20 protein-coding genes are annotated in these 22,237 nt (G+C 29.0%); 15 read left to right on the top strand and 5 right to left on the bottom strand.

Translation table 11 applies throughout. The annotated features are described in order from the left end of the window. Window positions 1–48: 48 nt before the first annotated feature. Window positions 49–1,044 (top strand): LacI family DNA-binding transcriptional regulator, encoded by a 996-nt coding sequence (locus B2P65_RS06240; protein WP_035130868.1) that lies wholly within the window; start codon window positions 49–51, stop codon window positions 1,042–1,044. Between the two features lie 66 nt (window positions 1,045–1,110). On the opposite strand, the gene B2P65_RS06235 is transcribed toward B2P65_RS06240, so the two are convergent. Next, complete coding sequence (locus tag B2P65_RS06235; protein WP_346878027.1) at window positions 1,111–2,601, bottom strand: 4Fe-4S dicluster domain-containing protein; 1,491 nt, start codon at window positions 2,599–2,601, stop codon at window positions 1,111–1,113. Window positions 2,602–2,968: 367 nt separating this feature from the next. Between B2P65_RS06235 and B2P65_RS06230 the strand changes: the two genes are divergently transcribed. The 10 genes from B2P65_RS06230 (at window position 2,969) to B2P65_RS06185 (ending at window position 13,832) form a co-directional block, all read left to right on the top strand. Then, complete coding sequence (locus tag B2P65_RS06230; protein ID WP_346878028.1) at window positions 2,969–3,295, top strand: hypothetical protein; 327 nt, start codon at window positions 2,969–2,971, stop codon at window positions 3,293–3,295. A 145-nt stretch (window positions 3,296–3,440) separates the two neighbouring features. Then, window positions 3,441–4,994 (top strand): cell wall-binding repeat-containing protein, encoded by a 1,554-nt coding sequence (locus B2P65_RS06225; RefSeq protein ID WP_346879779.1) that lies wholly within the window; start codon window positions 3,441–3,443, stop codon window positions 4,992–4,994. A gap of 242 nt (window positions 4,995–5,236) precedes the next feature. Further along, window positions 5,237–5,380: a hypothetical protein gene (locus B2P65_RS06220; protein ID WP_346846960.1), complete on the top strand. Its 144-nt coding sequence runs from the start codon at window positions 5,237–5,239 to the stop codon at window positions 5,378–5,380. 12 nt (window positions 5,381–5,392) lie between these two features. Beyond that, the gene (dltD, locus tag B2P65_RS06215; RefSeq protein WP_346846961.1) at window positions 5,393–6,577 is read left to right on the top strand and encodes a D-alanyl-lipoteichoic acid biosynthesis protein DltD; all 1,185 of its coding nucleotides are present in this window, start codon (window positions 5,393–5,395) and stop codon (window positions 6,575–6,577) included. A 19-nt stretch (window positions 6,578–6,596) separates the two neighbouring features. Then, window positions 6,597–8,111 (top strand): D-alanine--poly(phosphoribitol) ligase subunit DltA, encoded by a 1,515-nt coding sequence (gene dltA / locus B2P65_RS06210; protein ID WP_346879778.1) that lies wholly within the window; start codon window positions 6,597–6,599, stop codon window positions 8,109–8,111. Continuing rightward, window positions 8,111–9,271, top strand: a complete 1,161-nt coding sequence (dltB, locus tag B2P65_RS06205) for a D-alanyl-lipoteichoic acid biosynthesis protein DltB (protein ID WP_346878117.1) — start codon at window positions 8,111–8,113, stop codon at window positions 9,269–9,271. The genes dltA and dltB overlap by 1 nt, the downstream gene beginning before the upstream one ends. Window positions 9,272–9,358: 87 nt before the next feature. After that, complete coding sequence (gene dltC, locus B2P65_RS06200) at window positions 9,359–9,589, top strand: D-alanine--poly(phosphoribitol) ligase subunit DltC (RefSeq protein WP_346846963.1); 231 nt, start codon at window positions 9,359–9,361, stop codon at window positions 9,587–9,589. A gap of 258 nt (window positions 9,590–9,847) precedes the next feature. Beyond that, window positions 9,848–10,588, top strand: coding sequence for an N-acetyltransferase (locus tag B2P65_RS06195; RefSeq protein ID WP_346846964.1), 741 nt, complete (start codon window positions 9,848–9,850; stop codon window positions 10,586–10,588). Between the two features lie 11 nt (window positions 10,589–10,599). Then, complete coding sequence (locus B2P65_RS06190) at window positions 10,600–12,066, top strand: lipopolysaccharide biosynthesis protein (protein ID WP_346877507.1); 1,467 nt, start codon at window positions 10,600–10,602, stop codon at window positions 12,064–12,066. A gap of 32 nt (window positions 12,067–12,098) precedes the next feature. After that, window positions 12,099–13,832 carry a phospho-sugar mutase gene (locus tag B2P65_RS06185; RefSeq protein WP_346877508.1) on the top strand — a complete coding sequence of 578 codons (1,734 nt, stop codon included), beginning with the start codon at window positions 12,099–12,101 and terminating at the stop codon, window positions 13,830–13,832. 39 nt (window positions 13,833–13,871) lie between these two features. Here the strand turns inward: B2P65_RS06185 and B2P65_RS06180 are convergent, their stop codons facing one another. The 3 genes from B2P65_RS06180 to B2P65_RS06170 all read right to left on the bottom strand — a co-directional run bounded on the left by B2P65_RS06180 (window position 13,872) and on the right by B2P65_RS06170 (window position 17,473). Next, on the bottom strand, window positions 13,872–14,834 hold the full coding sequence (locus tag B2P65_RS06180) for an LCP family protein (RefSeq protein ID WP_346879777.1): 963 nt from the start codon (window positions 14,832–14,834) through the stop codon (window positions 13,872–13,874). Window positions 14,835–14,848: 14 nt separating this feature from the next. After that, window positions 14,849–16,162, bottom strand: coding sequence for an LCP family protein (locus tag B2P65_RS06175; RefSeq protein WP_346877510.1), 1,314 nt, complete (start codon window positions 16,160–16,162; stop codon window positions 14,849–14,851). 198 nt (window positions 16,163–16,360) lie between these two features. Then, window positions 16,361–17,473: an LCP family protein gene (locus B2P65_RS06170; protein ID WP_346846969.1), complete on the bottom strand. Its 1,113-nt coding sequence runs from the start codon at window positions 17,471–17,473 to the stop codon at window positions 16,361–16,363. 231 nt (window positions 17,474–17,704) lie between these two features. On the opposite strand from B2P65_RS06170, the gene B2P65_RS06165 reads away from it, so the two are divergent. Next, the gene (locus B2P65_RS06165; protein ID WP_346846970.1) at window positions 17,705–18,772 is read left to right on the top strand and encodes a mannose-1-phosphate guanylyltransferase; all 1,068 of its coding nucleotides are present in this window, start codon (window positions 17,705–17,707) and stop codon (window positions 18,770–18,772) included. 170 nt (window positions 18,773–18,942) lie between these two features. On the opposite strand, the gene B2P65_RS06160 is transcribed toward B2P65_RS06165, so the two are convergent. After that, window positions 18,943–20,076, bottom strand: a complete 1,134-nt coding sequence (locus tag B2P65_RS06160) for a glycosyltransferase family 4 protein (protein ID WP_346877511.1) — start codon at window positions 20,074–20,076, stop codon at window positions 18,943–18,945. Window positions 20,077–20,212: 136 nt separating this feature from the next. On the opposite strand from B2P65_RS06160, the gene B2P65_RS06155 reads away from it, so the two are divergent. The 3 genes from B2P65_RS06155 to B2P65_RS06145 are packed head-to-tail and all read left to right on the top strand — an operon-like array spanning window position 20,213 to window position 22,232. Beyond that, the gene (locus B2P65_RS06155; protein ID WP_346879776.1) at window positions 20,213–21,226 is read left to right on the top strand and encodes a CotS family spore coat protein; all 1,014 of its coding nucleotides are present in this window, start codon (window positions 20,213–20,215) and stop codon (window positions 21,224–21,226) included. Between the two features lie 12 nt (window positions 21,227–21,238). Continuing rightward, complete coding sequence (locus B2P65_RS06150) at window positions 21,239–21,457, top strand: hypothetical protein (RefSeq protein WP_346846973.1); 219 nt, start codon at window positions 21,239–21,241, stop codon at window positions 21,455–21,457. 10 nt (window positions 21,458–21,467) lie between these two features. Then, complete coding sequence (locus B2P65_RS06145; protein WP_346846974.1) at window positions 21,468–22,232, top strand: hypothetical protein; 765 nt, start codon at window positions 21,468–21,470, stop codon at window positions 22,230–22,232. Window positions 22,233–22,237: the final 5 nt, after the last annotated feature.

Genomic DNA, 22,237 nt, shown 5'->3' with positions numbered 1-22,237 from the left:
TATATATGTATTAAAAAATATGCAGAATAATAAGAGAGGTGATATATAGTGGCAGCGTCAATTAAAGATGTAGCAAAAGAAGCAAATGTTTCTATTGCAACAGTTTCAAGAGTACTAAATGATATAGATGTAGTTAATCAAGAGACAAAGCAAAGAGTTCTAGATGCAATAGACAAGTTAGATTATAGACCAAATATTTTAGCAAGAAGCTTAAAGACTCAAAGGTCAAGCACAATTGGTATAATAATACCAGATATATCAAATTCCCTTTACCCTGAGATTGTAAGAGGGGCAGAGGACTTAGCAAGTATTTATAATTATAATATAATGTTATGTAATACTGATCTAGACAAGAGTAGAGAAAAAGAAAGTTTTAATATATTAAGAGAGAAGATGGTAGACGGTATAATATATATGGGAGACCGTCTAGATAAAGAGATAAAGGCAGCTATAAAATCTGTTGGCACTCCTGTAGTATCAATAGGTGCTATGGATGATGAAGGGGATGTTCCTAGTGTAGGTATAGATAGTTATACTGCTGCCTATGATGCTGTAAATTATTTATTCTCAAAAAATAATAAAAACATAGCATATATAGGATACATTAAAGAAAATGCTACTGAATATAAAAAGATGTATCATGGCTATAAAGACGCCATGGATGAAGAGAATTGTTTCAATGAAAAACTAGTTTATCTTGGAAGTTTAAAATATGAGGACGGCTTTGAAGGAATCACTCATATTATAAAAGATAATAAGGTTGATGCAGTTTTATGTGGAAGTGATCAATCAGCTCTTGGAGTTATAAATGCTTTAAGAGAAAAAGGAATTAGGGTACCAGAAGATATAAATGTTATAGGCTTTGATAATATAGCATTATCAGGAGTATTTTATCCTAAGCTTACTACAGTTTCTCGTCCCCTATACGATATGGGCTCTGTGGGAATGAGACTTCTTATAAAGCTTGTAAATAAAATTCCAGTTGAAGAGACTTATTATAGATTACCATATAACATAGTTGAAAGAGATTCTTGTAAGAAATAAATAGAATTAAATATAAAATAATTTAAACAATAAAAAAGTGGATTTTAAAATCCACTTTTTTATTGTTTATCTATCTAAGGATACTTTCCCCATAAGTTTATTAGCCTTATTATCAGATACATTTTTTATAGATGAACTTTTACCTTCTTTAATAAAGGTTCCCTTAGTGGTCATAGGATCTGAAAAGACTCCAGCACCATTTATACATCCACCATTACACATCATTCCTTCAATAAAATTACCTTGTAGTTTATTTATTTTTGCCATGTTTAAAGCTTTTTTTATTTCTGTAGAACCTGAAACTTTTACTGGTTTAAATTCTATATTAATATTTTCTGTGCTAACATAATTTTCTATAGCAGCAGTAAGTCCACCAGCCATACCAAAGCCCCTACCTAAAGTTGAGCCATCTTCAAGGGTCTCTTCACTGCAGTTTTCAGGATTGGTATTGAAAGCATCTAATATAGCACAAAGCTCTTCAAAGGTTAGCACGTAGTCAATAACTCCAGCTACATCCGGTCTTTTAGCTTCAGCTTTCTTAGCTGTACATGGACCGATAAATACTATTTTAGCATCAGGAGTTTCATTTTTTATAGCACGTCCCATTGCAATCATTGGAGATACCGTATTGGAGATGTGAGAAACCTCAGTAGGAAACTTTTTCTCAATGTAGCTAAAGAAGCCTGGACAACAAGAATTAGTCATATAATTTTGTCCATTTTCCATTCTCTCTACAAATTCATTAGCTTCGTGCATTGTTACCATATCTGCACCACAAGATGCTTCAAACACATCAGAAAATCCAATAGCTTTCAATGAAGATTTAATTTGACCTATTGAAACATTATTGCCCATTTGACCTGAAATTGATGGGGCAACGATTGCAATCATGTTGTGCTTTTTCTGATATAATTTTTTAGATACAGGAGCTACAAGACTTTTATCAGATATAGCACCAAAAGGACAAGCTGTCATACAAGCTCCACATTGAATACAGTCATCTTCATTAATAATAGCACGTCTAGTGATTTCATCTACCTTGAGAGCTCCAGTTGGACATGAAGTTTTACAAGGACGACGAACTTCGGATATAGCATTGTAAGGGCAAATTTTCTTACAAAGTCCACATTCTTTACATAACTCTTGATTTATATATGATTTACCACCTACAGTCATCATGGCATTAGCAGGACATACTTCCTTACATTTATGAGTAATACAACCTCTACAAGCCTCTGTAACTGTATATTTGTCTATGGGGCATCTATCACAAGCAGCCTCTATGACGTACATAATTTGTTCGTTATTTTTAATATCAATAAGATCACTATATTCATCCCCTATAGGCATATATCCAGCAGCCAGTTTAGCTCTTTGATTTACTATGGCACGCTCTTTGAAAATACAGCATCTATATGCAGGAGTATCTTTATCAACTATAAATTTATGAATATTGAATATTTCTTTGGTATTTAGATTATCATTAATAGATAAAAGGACAATTTGTTTTAGAACCTCATGCTTAATCTTTTTTAACGATGTATCAAAAGTAAACAATAAAATCCCTCCTAATTTCATAACATTGTTAATTTTTTAACCAAAACTAATTATAGCATCATTTAATTTTTATGCAATAGGTTAAGCATTGAAAAATAAAATTTGGTAAAAATATAATAGTGATGATAAATATATTTGAAATTAGGGTCACATAGTTATATACTAATAAAGGTTTAATTATTGGTTAAAGAATTAAGTATTTATACCCATGAAATTTATTTTATTTAAAATAGAAATAAATATAATAATAAAAACATAGAATTAATAAAGAAGATATTTTAACGTGGTATTAAAAGGATTATAATAAAATTTTATGATGAAGAAAATATTTTAACTATAAGAAGACTGAGAGAAGGAGGAGATTATAATGAGTAATAAAATTAATCTTATATGGAAAAGTGAAGAGAACAATAGTTTTGTAATAGGGGAGATTTTAAATAGTGACCATAGATACTACTTTAGATATAATCTAGAAGAAGTGAAAAGGGCTATGGAAGAAGGATTTAATCTATTAGAAGGATTCCCAAGAGTAAATTCAAAATATTTTAGTGAAGAACCATTTAAATTATTTACTAATTGGATTGAAGAAGATCAGAAAGTTAATGATTTAACTTTTGATATGTTTAAAGGATTTGCTTATGGGCAATTCAGATTTGAAGAGAATAATAAAGATAGTAATGAAGAAATAGCATAAAGGAAAGAGCAAAATATATTTATTATGTTTTGCTCTTTGTTTAAATGAAACAAGTCAATATAGGAAAATTATGATGTAACTTGTAAATATATGATATAATAATAGTATTATACTGATAATTTATCGATATTTGGAGGAAGTTGATATGATAAGATGTTGGACAAAGATATTAGGTTGTTTATTTATATTGTTAACATTCAATATAATGAGTGCATATGGAATAGATATGGACTATATTTGTGGTATAGATAGGTATGAAACAGCATCTATTATTGCATCTAAAATGCAATATTCTTCTGTTATTTTAGTTAATGGAAATTCATTAGCAGATGGACTTTCTGCTAGTGGGTTAAGTGGTGCAGTAAACTCTCCAATCTTACTGACTCAATCCAATAGCCTACCAGAAGTAACGCTTAACAGGCTGAAAAAAGCAAGTACTGTATACATTGTAGGTGGAAAGGGCGTAATTTCCTCCAATATAGAGTCAAAGATAACCGAGATGGGTAAAAAGGCTATAAGGATTGGTGGAAAAGATAGATATGATACATCTATTTTAATAGCAAATAAAATTGAAGAAATAAATGATATAGAAGCAATATATTATGTAAATGGAATTAATGGAGAAGCTGATGCTATGAGTATAGCACCAGTAGCAGCAAGGAAAGGAAATCCTGTAATCTTAACAGATGGTAATTCAACTAAGTATAGAAAAAATGTACAAGCTTACTCTATAGGTGGTACTGGAGTTATGAGCGCTAATTTTAATAGTTTTTCTACTAGAGTTGATGGAATAGATAGATTTGATACTAATAGGAATGTTATTAATCAATTTTTCCACGATAAAAGTCATGTTAATTTAAGCAAGTCCCATGTATTAGTTGATGCATTAACAGCTTCAGTATTAAAGGAACCTGTAGTTTTAGTTTCGGATGATTCGGATAAGAGTATAATTGCAGGTGCTAACAGTGCTACTGTTTTAGGAAATATAAGTGATATTGCTATAAGTCGTGCTAAGAGTTATTTATACGGAGATAAAGTGGTATTCTATGTGCAACATCAAGATGATGAAACTATTTTTGGGGGAAGCACTGTAATAGATGCTATAAAGTCTGTAGGAAGTAACAATGTTTATATGGTTCTAGTTACAGATGGAAGTGGATCTAACGTATTTAATTACGAAAGATACAAGGGTCTTACACATGAGCAGAAGGTAAATTTAAGATACAATGAATTTAAAGCAGCAATAGGTAGATTAGGGGTAAAATTAGAAAATGTAGTATTTCTAAATCAACCAGAAGATAAAATAAATAACGAACTTTTAAAAGATACTGTATTGTATTTTGAAAATACCTTTAAAAATGTAACACACATTACCCATAGTTATAAATATGAAACCCATCTGCAACACATAGCTACAGGAAATACAGTTAACAGTTTGTATGTAAATGGACTTATAAAAGATTGTAGATTTTTAGCTAGAGAGGATAAAATCTCAGGAATTTCAAGACATCAATTAATAGAAAGTGTTGCAGATAATAATGAAGAAAAGAAAAAAGTTCTTAATGCATGTAGTGAGTATAAATTAGATAATAAAGATATGATAAGAGAAGGGATAGGTTATAAATCGGTAAGTAAATTATTTATAAGATTAACATCTAATCCAAAAGTACCGTCATATATTCATGAATCTGGGATATAGTTAAGAATTGGCTTAAGATAGTTAGTCTTAGGTCAATTTTTATATTGTTAATAAAGTTAATAAATCTTATTTATTAAAAGTTATAAAATAATACATTATATTGATTATATTATATATATTGTAGTAAAATACTAAGTATGTAAAATTGTTTTAAGGAATTAGATAAACACATTACTTATAATTCTTGATTAAAATATAATTTTATATATTCATATAAAATAGGAAATTAGGTGGTAGATAATATGAAGAAATTTTTTAAGAAGTATAAATTAAATAAAGGTGAGATCTTAGCAATGATTATGTTAACTTTATTCTTAATTAGCGCGTATTTACTTTATGTACTTCAAGAAGCTAAGGAAATACCATTTATTTATAATCAGTTCTAGTAGGAGGAAGTTATGAAAAAATCATTTATTATAGTTATACCAATAATAGTAGCAATAATATTTATTTCTATATTTAATTTAATAGTAAACAGAGAAATTGAACAATTAAAAAGTAGTAAAGATTTAGCAACCATTAAGCATGCTTATGGTGGAGATATTAAGAAAAATGGAGTTGAATTTAGAGATATATCTTTAGAAAACAATGATTTAATGCTATTGGGATCATCAGAATTAAACAATCCTGTTCCACAAAATCCTGTTAACTTATTTCCGTTTAATGATAGTAAATATGACATAAGTATATTTGGAAGTGCACATGTTCAAGATCTTCAACATGCAATTATGCTAGGTGGAGGTGACAATTATAATAATTCTAAGGTAGCATTGGTAGCTTCGCTACAATGGTTTTGGAATAAGGATGGCATAGGTAGTGAAAAATTTATTCCATTATTTTCTGATTTGCAATTCTATCAGTTTCTAAATAATCCTAAAATATCAAAGGAAAATAAAACATATTTAGCAAAGAGAGTTGCTACTTTGTTAAAAGACTCTGATATATATCAAGAGGAGAGAGTCTATGCAGAATTATTTATAGGAGAAACTTTCATTGATAAAGTAAAATATAATTGTCTTCTACCTTATTTTAAAACAAAACAGAAGTTACTTGAAACTAGAGATAAGATTGCTCTTTTAAAAGAGATGAAATCACTACCAGACAAATCTAATGTTAATACTGTAAAATCAATAGACTTTAAGGAGCAGTATAAAATTGCTGAGAGCCAGGGTATGGAGAAGGTTTCTAATAATATGTTTAATGCATCTGATGAATATTACAATAAATATTTAAAAGATAAAGAGTCTAGTCTTAAAAATGCATATAAAGATATAGATATTTTAGATTCAGCAGAATTTGAAGATTTTAAGTTTCTACTAAGTGTATGTAAGGATTTAGGCATTAAACCATATATAATTTTAATGAATGTAAATGGTTGGTATTATGATTATACAGGAATTTTAGAGGAGGAAAGAACACAGTTTTATAATAAATTAGAAAGTATAGCTAAAGATAATAATTTTGATGTATTAAACTTACAAAAGCATGAATATGAAAAGTATTATTTAACTGATGTAATGCATTTAGGATGGAAAGGCTGGCTAAATGTATCAGAAGAAATGAGTAATCATTTTAAAGATTAATATAAAGGTGGTAACAAAAGTGAATTTATTACTTAAAATAAGAGAGTATTCAATAGATAAAAAAATGGCAGTTATTTGCGATGAAGAAAAACTTACATATGAAGAGCTAGACAAGCTTTCTGATGAATTTGCAGCATACATGATAGAAAAGTATAGAGATGATAAGTCACCTATTGTTATTTACGGTAATAAGGATAATCTTATACTAGTATTAATTGTAGGAGCATTGAAATCTGGTAGAGCATATGTTCCTTTGGATGTAACGTTTCCTATAGAAAGAGTTAATCAGGTAATAAACGAGGTGAATCCTAAAGTTATAGTAAATTTTACAAATAGTCTTATAGATAATGATAATGTTTTTAGTAAAGAAGAAATGTTAACAGAAATAAAAAGATATAAGGGATCTATAGTATCTCCGGATAATTGGCTAAAAGAAAATGAGAATGCCTATATATTATTTACATCAGGTAGTACAGGCTTACCAAAAGGAGTGCAGATAACTAAAAATAATATAGACTCTTTTACAAATTGGTTTGAAAAATTTCTTAAAATAAATAAAGAGAATGATGTGATTATGAATCAAGTATCTTATTCATTTGATGTATCAGTAATACCAATTTATTTAGGGTTGATTTGTGGTAAAACATTATTTAGCTTATCAAAAGATACACTAGAGGACTTTAAACGATTATTTAATGCTTTAAAGACTTCAAACATAAAGATATGGGTTTCTACACCTGCATTGGCTGAAATATGTATTAAAGACAGTAATTTTAATAAGGAATTAATGCCTAAACTAAACACATTCGTATTTGCTGGAGAGGTATTATCTAAGAAGCTAGTAAGAGAACTTATGTTAAGATTTCCTGGAGCTAGGATAATAAATGGATATGGTCCAACTGAGGGAACAGTATTATTATCAGCAGTTGATGTAAATGAAGAAATGATTGAAGATAGTAGAGAAATACCAATAGGATATCCAATGGAGGGTGCTATTCTTAAAATTGTAGATGAAAATGGTAATACTGTGACAGAAGGAGAAAAAGGAGAATTACTAGCTATTGGAAATAGCATAAGTAAGGGATATTTTAAGAATGAGGAAATTACTAAAAAGGTATTTTTCAACGAAGATATAGAAGGTAAACTACTTAGAGGTTATAGAACTGGAGATTTAGCTTACTATGATGGTAATATGATTTATTATTGCGGAAGAAAGGATTTCCAAATAAAACTAAATGGATTTAGAATAGAGCTTGAAGACATAGAAAATAATTTAAGAAGAGTAAATATTGTTAATAACTGTGCAGTATTTCCTATATATAAGGATGACAAGATATCTCATATAATGGGTGCAGTTACATTAAATGAAGATAACGGATTAAGTAATCTTAGAAACTCTATATTAATAAAAGATGAATTAAAGCAGTATATACCATCTTATATGATTCCGAGAAATATTAAGATAATAAAACAATTCCCTATAAATACTAATGGGAAAATAGATAGAAAAAGACTTATGGAGGAAATAAAATGATAAAGTTAACACAGTATGGAGATTATTTCTATCTGTATATACTATTATTATCACTTATTCCAGCTATAGTCTTGGGTATAAAGGGCAAGAATATAAAACCCTATGGTATATTATTATCCATATTTATGGTAGGAGTGATTATAGGAGTAAAGTCAGTAGGAATTGTATTATTTATAATGTTTTTACTAGGAGAAATCATATTAATCAATTCATACTTAGAGATACGGGATAGAACAGATAATAAATTTATATATTACTTAGTACTATTTTTATCAATGTTACCAATAATAATAACAAAGGTATCAGTTAAATCAATCTATGGGCCTATAGGATTTATTGGATTATCTTATTTGAACTTTAAGGCTATACAGATAATTATAGAGATATATGATGGGACTATAAAAGGAATTAAGTTTTCTACTTTAGTATATTTTATTATATTTTTCCCAACATTAAGTTCAGGTCCCATTGATAGGTATAGAAGGTTTGAAGAAAATATAAATACTAAAATAGAGAAAGAGGATTATATAAATAATTACTTATTTGAAGGATTGAAAAGAATAATTAGGGGAGTAGGATATAAGTTTGTAATAGCGTATATTATAAATACTCTATGGATGAGTAAAATTCCAACGGATATAACATTCTTAAATAGTTTGAACTATATGTATGCTTATAGTTTATATTTATTCTTTGATTTTGCGGGATATAGCTCTTTCGCAGTGGGTACAAGCTATATTATTGGTATTAAAACACCAGAGAATTTTGACAAACCATTTCTTAGTAAGGATATGAAGGAGTTTTGGACAAGATGGCATATATCTCTTTCAAGGTGGTTTGGAGATTATCTATACTCTAGAATTCTTTTAAACTCTATGAGAAAGAAAAGATTTAAAGATAGATTTAGGGCATCTCATTTTGCTCAAATGATAACTATGCTTATAATGGGAGTTTGGCATGGATTAGAAGTATTCTATATAATATATGGAATATATCAAGGTAGTGTTTTGGTACTTACAGATATATTACAAAGAAAATCTAAGTTTTATAAAAAACATAAAAAAGAGAAATGGTTTCAAAGAGTTCAGGTTTTAATTAATTTCCATGTAGCTTCTTTTGGATTATTGTTATTCTCAGGGTACTTATTTACTCATAAATAAAGATAAAAATTTAATAATATTGATAAATATATAATATATAGAATGTATAATAAAATTAGATAAATTAAGTTTTAGGAGGAAAATTAAATGAAAGAAAAGGTATTAGATATATTTGAAGAAGTAACTGGAACTGATGAAATAAGAGAGGATTTAGACTTAGATTTATTTGAGGCTGGATTATTAGATTCATTAGGAATTATAGAAGTGTTACTAAAAATAGAAGAGGTATTTGGTATTAAGCTTCAACCAACAGATTTAGAAAGAAAAGATATGGCTACTACTAATAATTTGAGTGCATTTCTAAGTAGTAGAGTTTAATATAAAATATCAACATAAATATAAAGGTTTTATAAGTAGAGAATGTTAATGTATATTAAAATATCTTAGCATTCTCTATTTATATAAATAGAGATGAGTTTTATTTTTATAGAACATAATTGTGAAATAGGATATAATATATCTGTTAGATAGGAATAAGAAATAGAGTGCATAATAGGTTATATATGGATTTGTATCAAAGCTTATGATTCATAAGACAATATAAATCAATTAAAAGAAAAAAAGGAAGTGTAATTTATGAATTATATATCGGAAAAAGCCACCATTGGTACCAATGTTAAGGTAGGAAAATTTACAGTTATTGAAGATAACGTTACTATAGGAGATAACTGCATTATTGGTCATAATGTAGTTATTCATGAGGATACTATAATAAAAGATAATGTTAGGATAGATGATAATACTGTTATAGGTAAAACTCCGATGAGGGGAATAAACAGTATATTTAAAGATGAAGAGAAGTTACCAAACTGCACCATAGGAGAAGGGTGTTTAATCGGTGCTACTACTATAATTTATAGAGGAGCAATCATAGGAGATAAAACATTAATTGCAGACATGGCAACTATAAGAGAAAATGTAACTATAGGAGAAAAAACAGTTATAGGAAGAGGCTCAACTGTAGAAAACTTCTGCGTTGTGGGATCAAATTGTAAGATTCAAACTAATGTATATTTAACTGCATATTCTACTGTGGAGGATTATGTATTTATAGCACCTTGTGTTGTAACTTCAAATGATAATTATGCAGCCCGTTCAAAGGAGAGATTTGGAAAGTTCAAAGGTATTACAATTAAAAATGGTGGTAGACTTGGAGCTGGAGCAGTAGTACTTCCAGGTAAGATTGTAGAAGAGGAAGGATTTGCAGCAGCGGGGTCTTTAGTTACAAAGGATGTACCAGCTAGAAAAGTAGTAGTTGGAAGTCCAGCAAAAGTTTTAAGAGATGTACCAGGGGATCAACTTCTAGAGAATCAGTAGGTTTAAAAATTATGAGTAATTTAAATTTAAAATTAAGTGGTATAAAAAAGAATTCTTTACTTGGAAAGTTTATATCTTTCTCTGTAGGGAATTGGCTAGTATTAATCATAGGACTTATATCATCTCCAATTATAACTAGGATAATAGACCCTGTGGAATATGGTAAGTTTGGAATGTTCAATTTATATGCTAGTATACTTATGTTAATTATAACCTGTGGATTAGACCAATCTTATGTAAGATTTTTTTATGAAGAGGATGAAGTAAATAGAAATAAATTATTATTTGAAAGTATAAAGATTCCTTTTTTATTAAATATATTAATATCAATTATAATAATTATATTTAAAATTCCTATATCAAAGTATATAATATCTGAATATAATCCAAATTTTATAATATTACTTATATTAAATATAACTTTAGCTTCTATAAGCAGATTTTCACTTTTGACAGTAAGAATGAAGCAAAAGGGAAGACTATATTCTATGCTACAGGTAATGCAAAAACTTAGTTATCTTATGTCTATAGCATTGTTCTTTATGATATATAATAATAGTTTCTTAACTCTTGCTTATGCAACCTTGATTTCTAATGTTGTAGTAGCAGGTATATCTATATTTACTGAGAGAGATAGTTGGAACTTTAAGAACATTAAAGATAAAAAACTTAAAAATTCCCAATTAGATATCTTAAAATACGGAATACCATTAATTTTTACAGTATTGGTTACATGGTTATTCCAATCTGCTGATAAGATGGCAATAAAAGCTTTTTACGGTGATTATGAAGTTGGAATATATAGCTCAGCTAATAGTATAATAGCCATATTAAACATATTACAGACATCATTTGCAACCTTTTGGATACCAGTGGCTTTTGAAAAGTACGAAAAAGCTCCAGAGGATACAAAGTTTTTTTCAAATATCAATGATATAGTTAGTTTTTTTATGTTTGGAGTGGGAATCGGTCTAATATTGTTTAAAGATGTAATTGTATTGCTTTTAGGATATAAGTATAGATCTGCATCTTACATAATGCCATTTTTAGTATTTATGCCTGTATTATACACAATGTCAGAGGTATCAGTAGGAGGTATAAATTTTAAAAAGAAACCTAAATATCACATAATAATAGCTTCAATAGCTTGTCTATTTAACGTTATAGGAAATAGTATTTTGGTACCAATGTTAGGAGTTAAGGGGGCTGGTATTTCTACAGGAATTGCATATATAGTATTTTATTATGCAAGAACTTTAATATCTAGAAGACTTTATAAGGTAGATTATAGTATAGGGAGAACCTCAAAATCTATATTAGCTATATCAATTCTTGCTTTACATTCAAGTTTTATGGAATTTTCTATTATTACAGTAATTATTGGAGTTATAGTTATATTAATAGTTTTATTCTTATATAGAAATACTATTAAAAGTATGAAAGATATGATATTTAAAGACAAAAAAATAAAAGTATAGGAACGTAAAATATATAATAGGGAGGGGTATAATTGAATTATAGAGATAAATATAATTTATGGGTTAATTCACCTGAAATTGATGATGAAACTAGAGCAGAATTAAAAAACATTATTGATGAAACTGAACTAGAAGATAGATTTTATAAAGATCTAGAGTTTGGAACAGGAGGATTAAGAGGAATAATTGGAGCAGGGAGTAATAGGTTAAATATATATACTGTAGGAAAGGCAACACAAGGATTTGCTAATTATTTAAACGATAAATATACTTCTCCAAAGGTTGCAATAGCGTATGATTCTCGTCATATGTCTAAGGAGTTTTCAGAGTATGCTGCCAGGGTTTTAGCTGGTAATGGAATAAAAGTATATTTATATGATAGGCTTACTCCTACCCCTATGCTTTCTTATGCTGTAAGAGAGTTAAACTGTCAAGGTGGTATAGTATTAACAGCTTCACATAATCCTAAAGAGTATAATGGATATAAAGTCTATGGTGATGATGGATGTCAAGTTACAGATGAATCAGCTAATGAAATTATAACCTTTGTAAATAATATTGATTCCTTTGCTCAGGTTACAGTAATGGATACTAAGGAAGCAGTTGAAAAAAAAATAGTTAACTATATAGGGGAAGAAATATATACTTCATATATAGAAAGAGTTAAGGAGCTTACCATAAGAAAAGAGCTAGTAAAAAATCATGGTAAGGATCTCAAAATAATATATACTCCTATTCATGGTACTGGCAATATTCCTGTAAGAAGAGTACTAGATGAACTGTATTATAAGAATGTAGCAGTAGTTAAGGAACAAGAACTACCAGATGGAGCTTTCCCAACAGCACCATATCCAAATCCAGAGGATAGTAAAGTATTTAAGCTAGCTTTAGAAATGGCAAGGGATTTTGATCCTGATATAATTCTTGGTACAGACCCTGATTGCGATAGAATAGGGGCTGTGGTGAAGGATAATAAAGGAGAGTATAGAGTTCTTACGGGTAATCAAGTAGGAGTATTATTAACTAATTATATAGTATCATCCTTAAGAGAAACAAGAAATTTAGATTCTAAAGGCACTATAATTAAAACTATAGTTTCCACAGATATGATAAAACCTATATGCAAGAAATTTCACGTTCAGATTAAGGAAGTTCTAACAGGGTTTAAGTATATAGGAGAGCTTATTGGAAACTTTGAAAAAGCTCCATGTAATAATAAATTCTTATTAGGATTTGAAGAAAGTTATGGATATTTAGCAGGGGATTTCGTTAGAGATAAGGATGCAGTTATAGCAGCAGCTTTAATATGTGAAATGACTCTTTATTATAAATCCATAGGTAAGACTTTATATGAAGGATTAATAGAACTATATGAAAGTTATGGATATTATAAAGAAAAGTTAATATCCATAGAGCTAAAAGGTAAGGATGGTCAAGAAAAAATTAAAGAGATAATTGAGTATTTCAGAAGTGAGAATATAAGAAGTTTTGGAGATTATGAAATATCTGTTAAGGAAGACTATAAACTAAGTTATAGGATTAATGTTGAAGATTCTAGTAAAGAAGTTATAAATTTACCAAAGTCAAATGTTATTAAATTCATCTTCTACAATGGATGCTATTTTGTAGTAAGACCATCAGGAACAGAACCTAAGATGAAAATATACTTAGGTGTAACTGGGGAGAACAATGAAGTTTCAGATAGGAATTTATTAAAATTAGAAGATGCTGTTTTAAATAGTATAAAAGAGTTTTTACCACAATAAAAGCAAGAGCTACATGGAATTTAATCCATGTAGCTCTTATTAATTAGAAGATGTTTCTGGCTTTATATCTTCATATATATATTTTTGTATTTGTTCTTTTGTAATTTCTTCATCAAAGGTAGTATAATATATATTGTTTATTTTATCACCTTTACTATGTTCTGCAAGTGGGAATCTTAGTTGTTCTATATCAGTGATTCCAGAGGTTAATACCTTAGTTCCCAGACTTAAAACTTCAGAAGTTGAAAGACTAGTTTGAACATGAGGTAATATATCATTAACCATCGAAGGTAATTTAAGAATGCCTACAGTAGATACTTTGTTAAATATTTCTGTAAGTAACATTCTTTGTCTTTCAGTTCTACTATCATCGCCACCACTATTTTTTCTTATTCTAGAGTATGCTAAGGCTTGAGTTCCATTTACATGTTGTCTACCAGAAGTTGAAATTACTCCGTTTAAATCCCCTAGTTCAGAATCTTCTACAGTAATATCTATGCCACCTAAAGTATCTATAATATCTTTAAGGTTGTTAAAATTAACTTTTGCATAGTCTGTAATATCTAAACCAAAGGTTTGATTAATAGTTTTTATAGCAAGTTCCTCTTGACCATAAGCATAAGCGTGGTTTAATTTATCATATCCATGACCTTCTATATTAACATAACTATCTCTTGATATAGAGGTTAACTTTAATTTTTTATGAAGAGAATCAACAGTAGCAATTATTATTGCATCTGAACGTCCAATATCTCCCTCAGTTTGGTCAATACCAAATAAAACTATATTTTTAATTTTAGAGGATGTATTCTTAGATTTTTCTATTCCTAAGTCTGAATCATCTAAACCAACATTGTTTAATTTACCAACCATAGATAGTAAATAGCTACCTAAAGCTGATAAGGAAAATATTAAGATCGTTGCTATTATAATAAGTACCTTTTTGCCAGTGGTTAATCCTTTAGATTTTTTTTTAGACTTTATTTTTTTATCTTTATTCATAAATTTTCCTCCCATTAAGGATTAGTTGTTTGGTCAGTACCTTCTGTAGGTGGTTCCACTGGGGTATCTGTAGATGTTCTTTCACCTTCAGTGTTATCAACATTATTGGAACCATCACCATTTGAGGAGTTACCTGTATCATTAGTGTTATTTTCAATAGTATTGCCATTGTTACTCGGAGTAGGAGCCTCTGTTTCCACATTGGTATTAGGAGCTATAGTTTCGGTATTTGTATTCTGATAATCTGATATTTCATTACCATGTGAGTGTTCAGCATCGTGATTATATACCTTTGGGTTAGGTTCTAGCCACATTTTTCTATCATTAAAAATATATTCATGAATTTGCTCCTCGGTATAATCTTCATCATAGCATAAGTAGAATATATCATTAATTTTTGAGTTATGAGTATATTCATCTCTTGGGAATCTTTCTTGTTCTATATTTTTAGTTCCTAGGTTAAGTACATTTGTAGCTAGATTAATTATTTCTTTGTTAGATAGACTGGTTTCTACATAAGGCAATAGTTTGGTTGCCATGGAAGCAAGCTCTGCAGTGCCGGCTTTAGAGATTTTATTAAACATTTCAGTCATAATCTTACGATGTCTTTCTGTTCTATCAAAGTCACCATTACCAATACTTCTAATTCTGCAATAACCCAGAGTTTGGAATCCAGTTAGATGATATTTTCCGGTTTTCTCATCCATAACTAGTTTTTCCTCTGTAATATTTCTGGCTTCAGAGTAACGTTCTATATAGTTATTAACTTCGTACTTCTCCATATATTCCATTTTCATATCAATACCGCCGATAGCATCTATAAGTCCTTCGAGCTCTTCAAAATTAATTTTCACATAATCTTTAATATTAAGTCCAAAATCTTGATTTAGAGTTTTTATTGAAAGTTGAGGACCACCGTAAGCATAGGCATGATTGAGTTTATCTTTTCCATAACCAGGTATATCTGCATAGGTGTCTCTCATTATGGATGTAATCTTTAATTTCTTATGAATAGGGTCAAAGGTTGCTATCATAGTTGCATCAGAACGACCTGCATCATTCTCAGATTCATCTACTCCTAGAATTGCTATATTAACTATATCTTTAATATTATTAGTTTGAATTTTTTCATTAACTTCATCTTTTATTCCAAGATCATTTTCATTAATTTCAGTTCTTTTTATTTTAGACAGTAGATTATTTCCATATAACCACCCAGTAACTAATAATAAAACAAGTGCTATTACCAAAGCGATAAATATCTTTATTGGTAAATGCTTTTTTCTTCTTTTTTTTCTCATTTTTTCTTTATTTTTTAAATCTTCCAAAATTATCACATCCTAAGTTGAATTTATATTTAATTATATAAACATTAAAATTAAATATATAATAAAATAAGTTGGCATCCACTCAATTGTTGTAAAAAATAACAATTAAGTAGATAGTTCGAAATAATTCAAATAAAATTACATGAAACGTATATATTGGTAGGTGGGATTTAATGTCAAACAGTTTACAGAATAATATTAGTTATTATCATTAGCGTCTTTATTATTATTAAGTGAATCCCACATTTTATTGTCATGGAAAATATATTCGTAAACTTGTTCTTTTGTTATATTTTCATTATAACATAGATAAAAAATACCATTAATATAAGAATCTTCACAATATCCATTTCTGGGGAATCTTTCTTGTTCAATATTATAGTTTCCGAGGGTTAGTACTTGCGTGCTGAGATTTACAATTTCAGAGTTAGATAAGCTAGTTTCAACAAGTGGTAGAAGTTTATTTATCATAGAAGTTAATTTTGCTACACCGGAACTAGAGATTTTATTAAACATTTCCTCCATAACGTGCCTCTGTCTAGCAGTTCTATCAAAGTCACCACCATTTGTACTTCTGTTGCGAGTGTAAGCAAGTGCTTCAAATCCAGTTAAATGAACTTTCCCATTTTTACTAACATAAACATTTTTGATAGGTTTTTTGTAGAAGTCATTTAAGTAATCTAGATATTCATTTAGAACTTTAATTTCGCTTGCATCAAGACTCATATCAATACCACCGATAGCATCAATAATTTGTTGCAATTCTTCAAAGTTTACAGTAACATAATCTGTTATATTAAGATCGAAGTTTTTATTTAGAGTAGATATAGCAAGTTCAGGTCCACCATAGGCATAAGCATGATTAAGTTTATCATAACCATACTCTGGAATATTAACATAGGTATCTCTCATAAATGAAGTAACTTTAATTTTATTAGTTGTGGTATCTAGTGTACCTACCATTATGGCATCAGAACGCTGAATATTATCTTCTTCTTTATCTATTCCAAATAGTGCTATATTTATAATTCCTTCAAATGGAATATAATTATTATTGCCCTCTTTAAATTTATCACTAATTTCTAAATTGTCATCATTGATTGTAGTACGCTTCATTCTACCTAGAGTAGAATTTATACTTACTAAGAATATAATAAGTAATATAATTAATGAGATTATTGTAATGGATATAATTCTTCGTCGTTTACGTTGCTTTGCTCTTTTTTTCTTTAAGCTATTTTTTTTAGCATCTATAGATGCTGTTTTATTGACAGTGGTTCTTCTATTAATAGAAGTCTTATCATCACCCAATGTAAAACCACCCTTTCTAAGTATTTTTTATACTAGATGTCAATTATATATTAACAACTATGGTATATATAGAGATTACAAAAGTATTACAAAATTAAATTTATTCCATAAACTATTCTATAATTATACGATAAAATTTCTTATAATGGTATATCAAAAGAAGTTTTTATTCTTCACAAATTTCTTTTAAAGTTCATATTATGAAAATAAGCAATATAAAAGGTGATACTTGTGTTATACGCGTTAATTTTGGCAGGAGGCAAAGGTACAAGGTTGTATCCACTGTCTCGCTCTAATAATCCCAAGCAGTTTTTAAAAGTTTTCAATGAAGATAGTTTTTTGACTAATACAGTAAAAAGGATAGAACCTTTAATAAATAAAGAAAATATATTTGTAGTTACTAATAAAGAATATATTGAAAAAATTCATGGAGAATTATCTCAACTAAATAAAGAAAATATATTTATAGAGCCTAGCAATAAAGAAACTGCTACTTGCATAGGTCTTGCAGCAGCCAAGCTGTTAAAGAGAGATAAGGATGCTGTTATGGTAGTGTTACCATCTGACCATTATATAGAGGGAGAAAAGGAATTTATAGATACCTTGAGGAATGCAGTAGAGCTTGCAGAAAAAAGAAGAGGGCTTATAACTATAGGCATTGAGCCTAGTAGGCCAGAAACAGGTTATGGATATATTGAAATGGGAGACCCAGTGGTAAGCTCTATGAAAACTTATAAGGTAGCTAGATTTACAGAAAAGCCCAATATAGATGTGGCTAAGGATTTTATTTTAAAAGGTACCTATCTATGGAACTCTGGAATGTTTGTATGGAGAGCGGATGTATTTCTAAGAGAAATGCAAAAGTACTTACCAAAGATGTATAGCTCTGTAAGTGAAATTTATAAACATGTTGGAGAAGAGGATGAAGAAGAAGTTATAGAGAGAGAATATAAGATAATCGATGGTATCTCAGTTGATTTTGGAATAATGCAGAAAACTAGAAAAGGATATGTAATAAAAAGTGAATTTCAGTGGGATGATATTGGAAGTTTTGCATCCTTAACTAGATTTTTAGATGAACACAATGGTAATAGGATAGTTGGTTCTGCATACTTAAATTCCAGTGAGAACTGTGCAGTATTTGGACAGAAAAATCTAATTATAGGTTTTGGAATTAAAGACTTAGTTATTGTAGATGCAGGGGATGTTATTTTAGTAATGGATAAAAATAAGGATCAAGAGTTAAAGCATCTGATTAATGAAATGAAGGAAGAAAAGGAATTAGAAGAGTTCTTGTAATATGAATTTAAGCTTAGTTTTAGAGGAGAATAATATCTTACTAAAACTAAGCTTAATAATTAAATCTTTTCAAACATATAAAACCCTACAGTGTATATTGACTGTAGGGTTTTATATGTTTCAATGAGAACGGAAAATATATATTTAAAATAAAGTCATCTAGAAGAGCATCACCTTTCTTCCAGGGCTCTCTTATAGATTTCATTATAGATATCTAAAGTTTTCATAGCTGTATTTCCCCAAGAAAATTCCTTTGCTCTTAAAAGTGATATTTTGCTAAATTCATTTCGAAGGGTTTCACTACCAAGCATAAGTTCCATGGCATCTAAAAGAGCTTTATCACTATGTGGATCAATTAGAATACCACTATGTCCAACTACTTCTGGGATAGAGGTTGTATTTGAAGAAATTACTGGGGTACCGCAACTCATTGCTTCAAGTGGTGGTAATCCAAAACCTTCATATAATGAAGGATATGCAAAGCATTCACAGGCATTGTAATAAATAGGCAAATCTTCATCAGGTGCAAAACCTGTAAATTTTATATATCGTTTCATATTAAGTTTATCAACTAATTTTACTAGCTCCTGAGATTCATCTCTATAGGAGCCTACAATTACTAAATTATATTCTTTATCCATATGGTTTACTAATTTACTAAAGGTACTTATAAGGGAATATACATTTTTTCTTTTACTAAAACCCCCAACATAAAGAATGAAAGGTTTATCTATATCATATTTTTCTTTTATTATATTTTTGCACAGCTCTTTGTCTAAGGGCATATATTTTTTATCGGCAGCTAAGGGAGTAACAAATACTTTACTCTCATCTATTGGGAAAAATCTTAATATATCTTGTTTTGAGTATTCTGATACTGTAATAATTCCGTTACTAGCTTCTGCGATATAAGGCATCTCTTTCAAAAATTTTAATAAGTAGCCTCTGCCTACAGTTTCAGGCATTATATAGGGAATTAAATCGTGAATTGTAACTACTGTTTTGCAATGAACTTCAGGAGTCAACCCTATACCATTTTGTGGAATATGATATAAATCTATATTTTCTCTTTTTAAGTCTTCAGGGAAAAAATTATCCTGAAAGAATCTTTGATATTTTTTTGAGCACATAACTAAATTAGTATTTTCCTTTTGATAACTTTCATAGTTTTCACCAGACCAATAAATTTGATAAAAATTATTTCTATCTATGTTAAGTAAGTTTTTCAAAAGGTTTTCTGTATATGTTCCTATACCACTTCCGTTATACCAGTTTATGCCTCTACCATCTATGGCTAACTTCATAAATTTCACTCCTTTTAAAACCATATATTACATATTAATCAGGGAATAAATAAGTGTTACAAATACTTGAAAACTAAACACACATTTATTGGAGTTATCATATATTACCTATAGAAGGTTTATGGAGGAGGTTTTTTTGAAAGATTTAGAGATATCAGAAATATTGAAAAAAGAATATAACATTGGACTAACTTCTATAGAAAAAATAAAAAGCGTTTATAGAGTAGAGGCAGGTAAACAGATATATTGTCTAAAGGTAGTAAAATATGAACTTCCACATTTTTTATTCATATTAGGAGCTATGAAACATCTAGATAGCAATGGATTTCAGTATGTACCAAACATAATAAGAACAACAAGAGGGATGGATTATATAAAATTCCATGAGAACTTTGCCTATGTAACGCCATGGCTTAATGGGCGGGAGAGTTCTTATGAAAATCCCATTGAACTTTCTATAGCTGCTAAAAAATTAGGACAGCTTCATAAATGTAGTGAAGGATTTATAGTAAGTAGAGATATGAAACCTAGAGTTGGTTGGTTTAAGTGGATAGAAGTGTATAGGACAAGAAAGGGAGAAATATTGAGCTTCAAAGATATTATAGATAGAAGAGACAAAAAGACAGATGTTGACTTGTACTATTTAAGTATGATGAAAGAGGAGCTTCAGAGATGTGACAGAGCAATTAATAATCTTTGTGATACAAATTATGAAATTAAGATCCTTGATGAGATAAGGCTATGGGGGTTTTGTCATCACGATTATGCCAACCACAATGTATTAATAGGCAAGGATAATAAGGTTAATATCATTGATTTTGACTATTGTATTTTAGATACACATTTACATGACTTATCTAGCCTTTTAATTAGGGCTATGAAGTATGGAAGATGGAATGAAGAAAGAGTAAAAATTATATTAAAAGCTTATAAATCAACCCATAGGTTAGAACAAGATGATATTAAAATCATGGCTGCATTTATGGAATTTCCTCAAGATTATTGGCAACGAGGTATTCAATATTATTGGGAGAAAAAAATGTGGGGAGAGGATTTCTTTTTAAGAAAATTAAAAGCCTATGACGATGACAGAGAAGAAAGACAGGAATTTATAAATAGCTTTAGAGAATTTAAGTTAGATAATCTTTAAGGAGGGGGTTATGTGAGTAAGAATGAAAACAAAAATTATGATGAATTTATTGAAGAGCTGGAAGAACTAAAAACCATAGAGGATTATGATAAAAGATTAGAGGATATGGAAGCTTACGTTAAAGAATTAAAGAAAATAAAAAAAAGAAAAAAGAAGATGATGGAGCTTGAAATGGAGAAAGAAGAAATACTGAAGAAGATAAATAAAGTAGAAAAAAATAAACGTAAGTAGAGGTGTTAAAATGAATAGATTTTTTTATGATAGCTTTCAGCAATATTTATGTACTAAGGGTGTTAAAAAAGTAAATTTTATGCTGAAAAGCAATGAGACCTTAAGTAGACGCATATTAGAGGAAAAAGTAATAAACCAAATTAACATTATAAATGAAGTCCATAAGTTATCTTGTGGCTTTAATGGATATTTAAGAAAAAGAATAAATAATCACACTTGTAAACTCATTGAAGATGATAAAATTCAGCTTAAAAAATTTAGGCGTAGCCTAGAAAAAATTAAAGAAAATGGACCAATAGATAGAGTAGAAGAGATAGTTTTAGAAAGAGGAGACAGAGTTTTAGCTAGGGGTGAAAAGGTTATTGATACCATAATGAATAATGACTATATGGAGTTAGTTGCAAGAAGTATGGATAATGTGGAGATATGTTTAACTAATGTAGATTTTGATAATCTAGGAAAAAGTGAAACCATAGAAATTGTAAATTTCGATGACATAGCATATAACATGGTAGAGATGGATTGCTATTATTTTTTAGTAAAGCTTAAGAGAAAGGGATTTAAGGTGGATTTTAATAAGTGTATAGATGAATTTTGTAAGTTAGAAGGATTGGGTGAAAGTAGTAAAGTATTCATTAGAGCACTGTTATCTTATCCCTATGAATTTATTAAGATATATGAGAAATATAAGAAGAATAAAAAAAGTTGGAATGAAGAGGAGTATATAAGAAGGTTATTAAATGGTATTAAAGAGGATGAAATGTCTTTAATATAAGGAGG

Source organism: Clostridium sp. UBA3061, from assembly GCF_002367465.1.
Classification (GTDB): Bacteria; Bacillota; Clostridia; order Clostridiales; family Clostridiaceae; genus Clostridium_J; species Clostridium_J sulfidigenes.
The sequence above is the reverse complement of the archived record's forward strand: the minus strand, read 5'-3'. Positions and strand labels throughout refer to the sequence as shown.

Bases quoted from the DNA above. Each gene is read 5' to 3' on its own strand.
- B2P65_RS06220 (WP_346846960.1), top strand. From the start codon at position 5,237: ATGAAGAAATTTTTTAAGAAGTATAAATTAAATAAAGGTGAGATCTTA.
- B2P65_RS06190 (WP_346877507.1), top strand. From the start codon at position 10,600: ATGAGTAATTTAAATTTAAAATTAAGTGGTATAAAAAAGAATTCTTTA.
- B2P65_RS06145 (WP_346846974.1), top strand. From the start codon at position 21,468: ATGAATAGATTTTTTTATGATAGCTTTCAGCAATATTTATGTACTAAG.
- dltD (WP_346846961.1), top strand. From the start codon at position 5,393: ATGAAAAAATCATTTATTATAGTTATACCAATAATAGTAGCAATAATA.
- B2P65_RS06160 (WP_346877511.1), bottom strand. From the start codon at position 20,076: ATGAAGTTAGCCATAGATGGTAGAGGCATAAACTGGTATAACGGAAGT.
- B2P65_RS06225 (WP_346879779.1), top strand. From the start codon at position 3,441: ATGATAAGATGTTGGACAAAGATATTAGGTTGTTTATTTATATTGTTA.
- B2P65_RS06195 (WP_346846964.1), top strand. From the start codon at position 9,848: ATGAATTATATATCGGAAAAAGCCACCATTGGTACCAATGTTAAGGTA.
- B2P65_RS06180 (WP_346879777.1), bottom strand. From the start codon at position 14,834: ATGAATAAAGATAAAAAAATAAAGTCTAAAAAAAAATCTAAAGGATTA.
- dltC (WP_346846963.1), top strand. From the start codon at position 9,359: ATGAAAGAAAAGGTATTAGATATATTTGAAGAAGTAACTGGAACTGAT.
- B2P65_RS06230 (WP_346878028.1), top strand. From the start codon at position 2,969: ATGAGTAATAAAATTAATCTTATATGGAAAAGTGAAGAGAACAATAGT.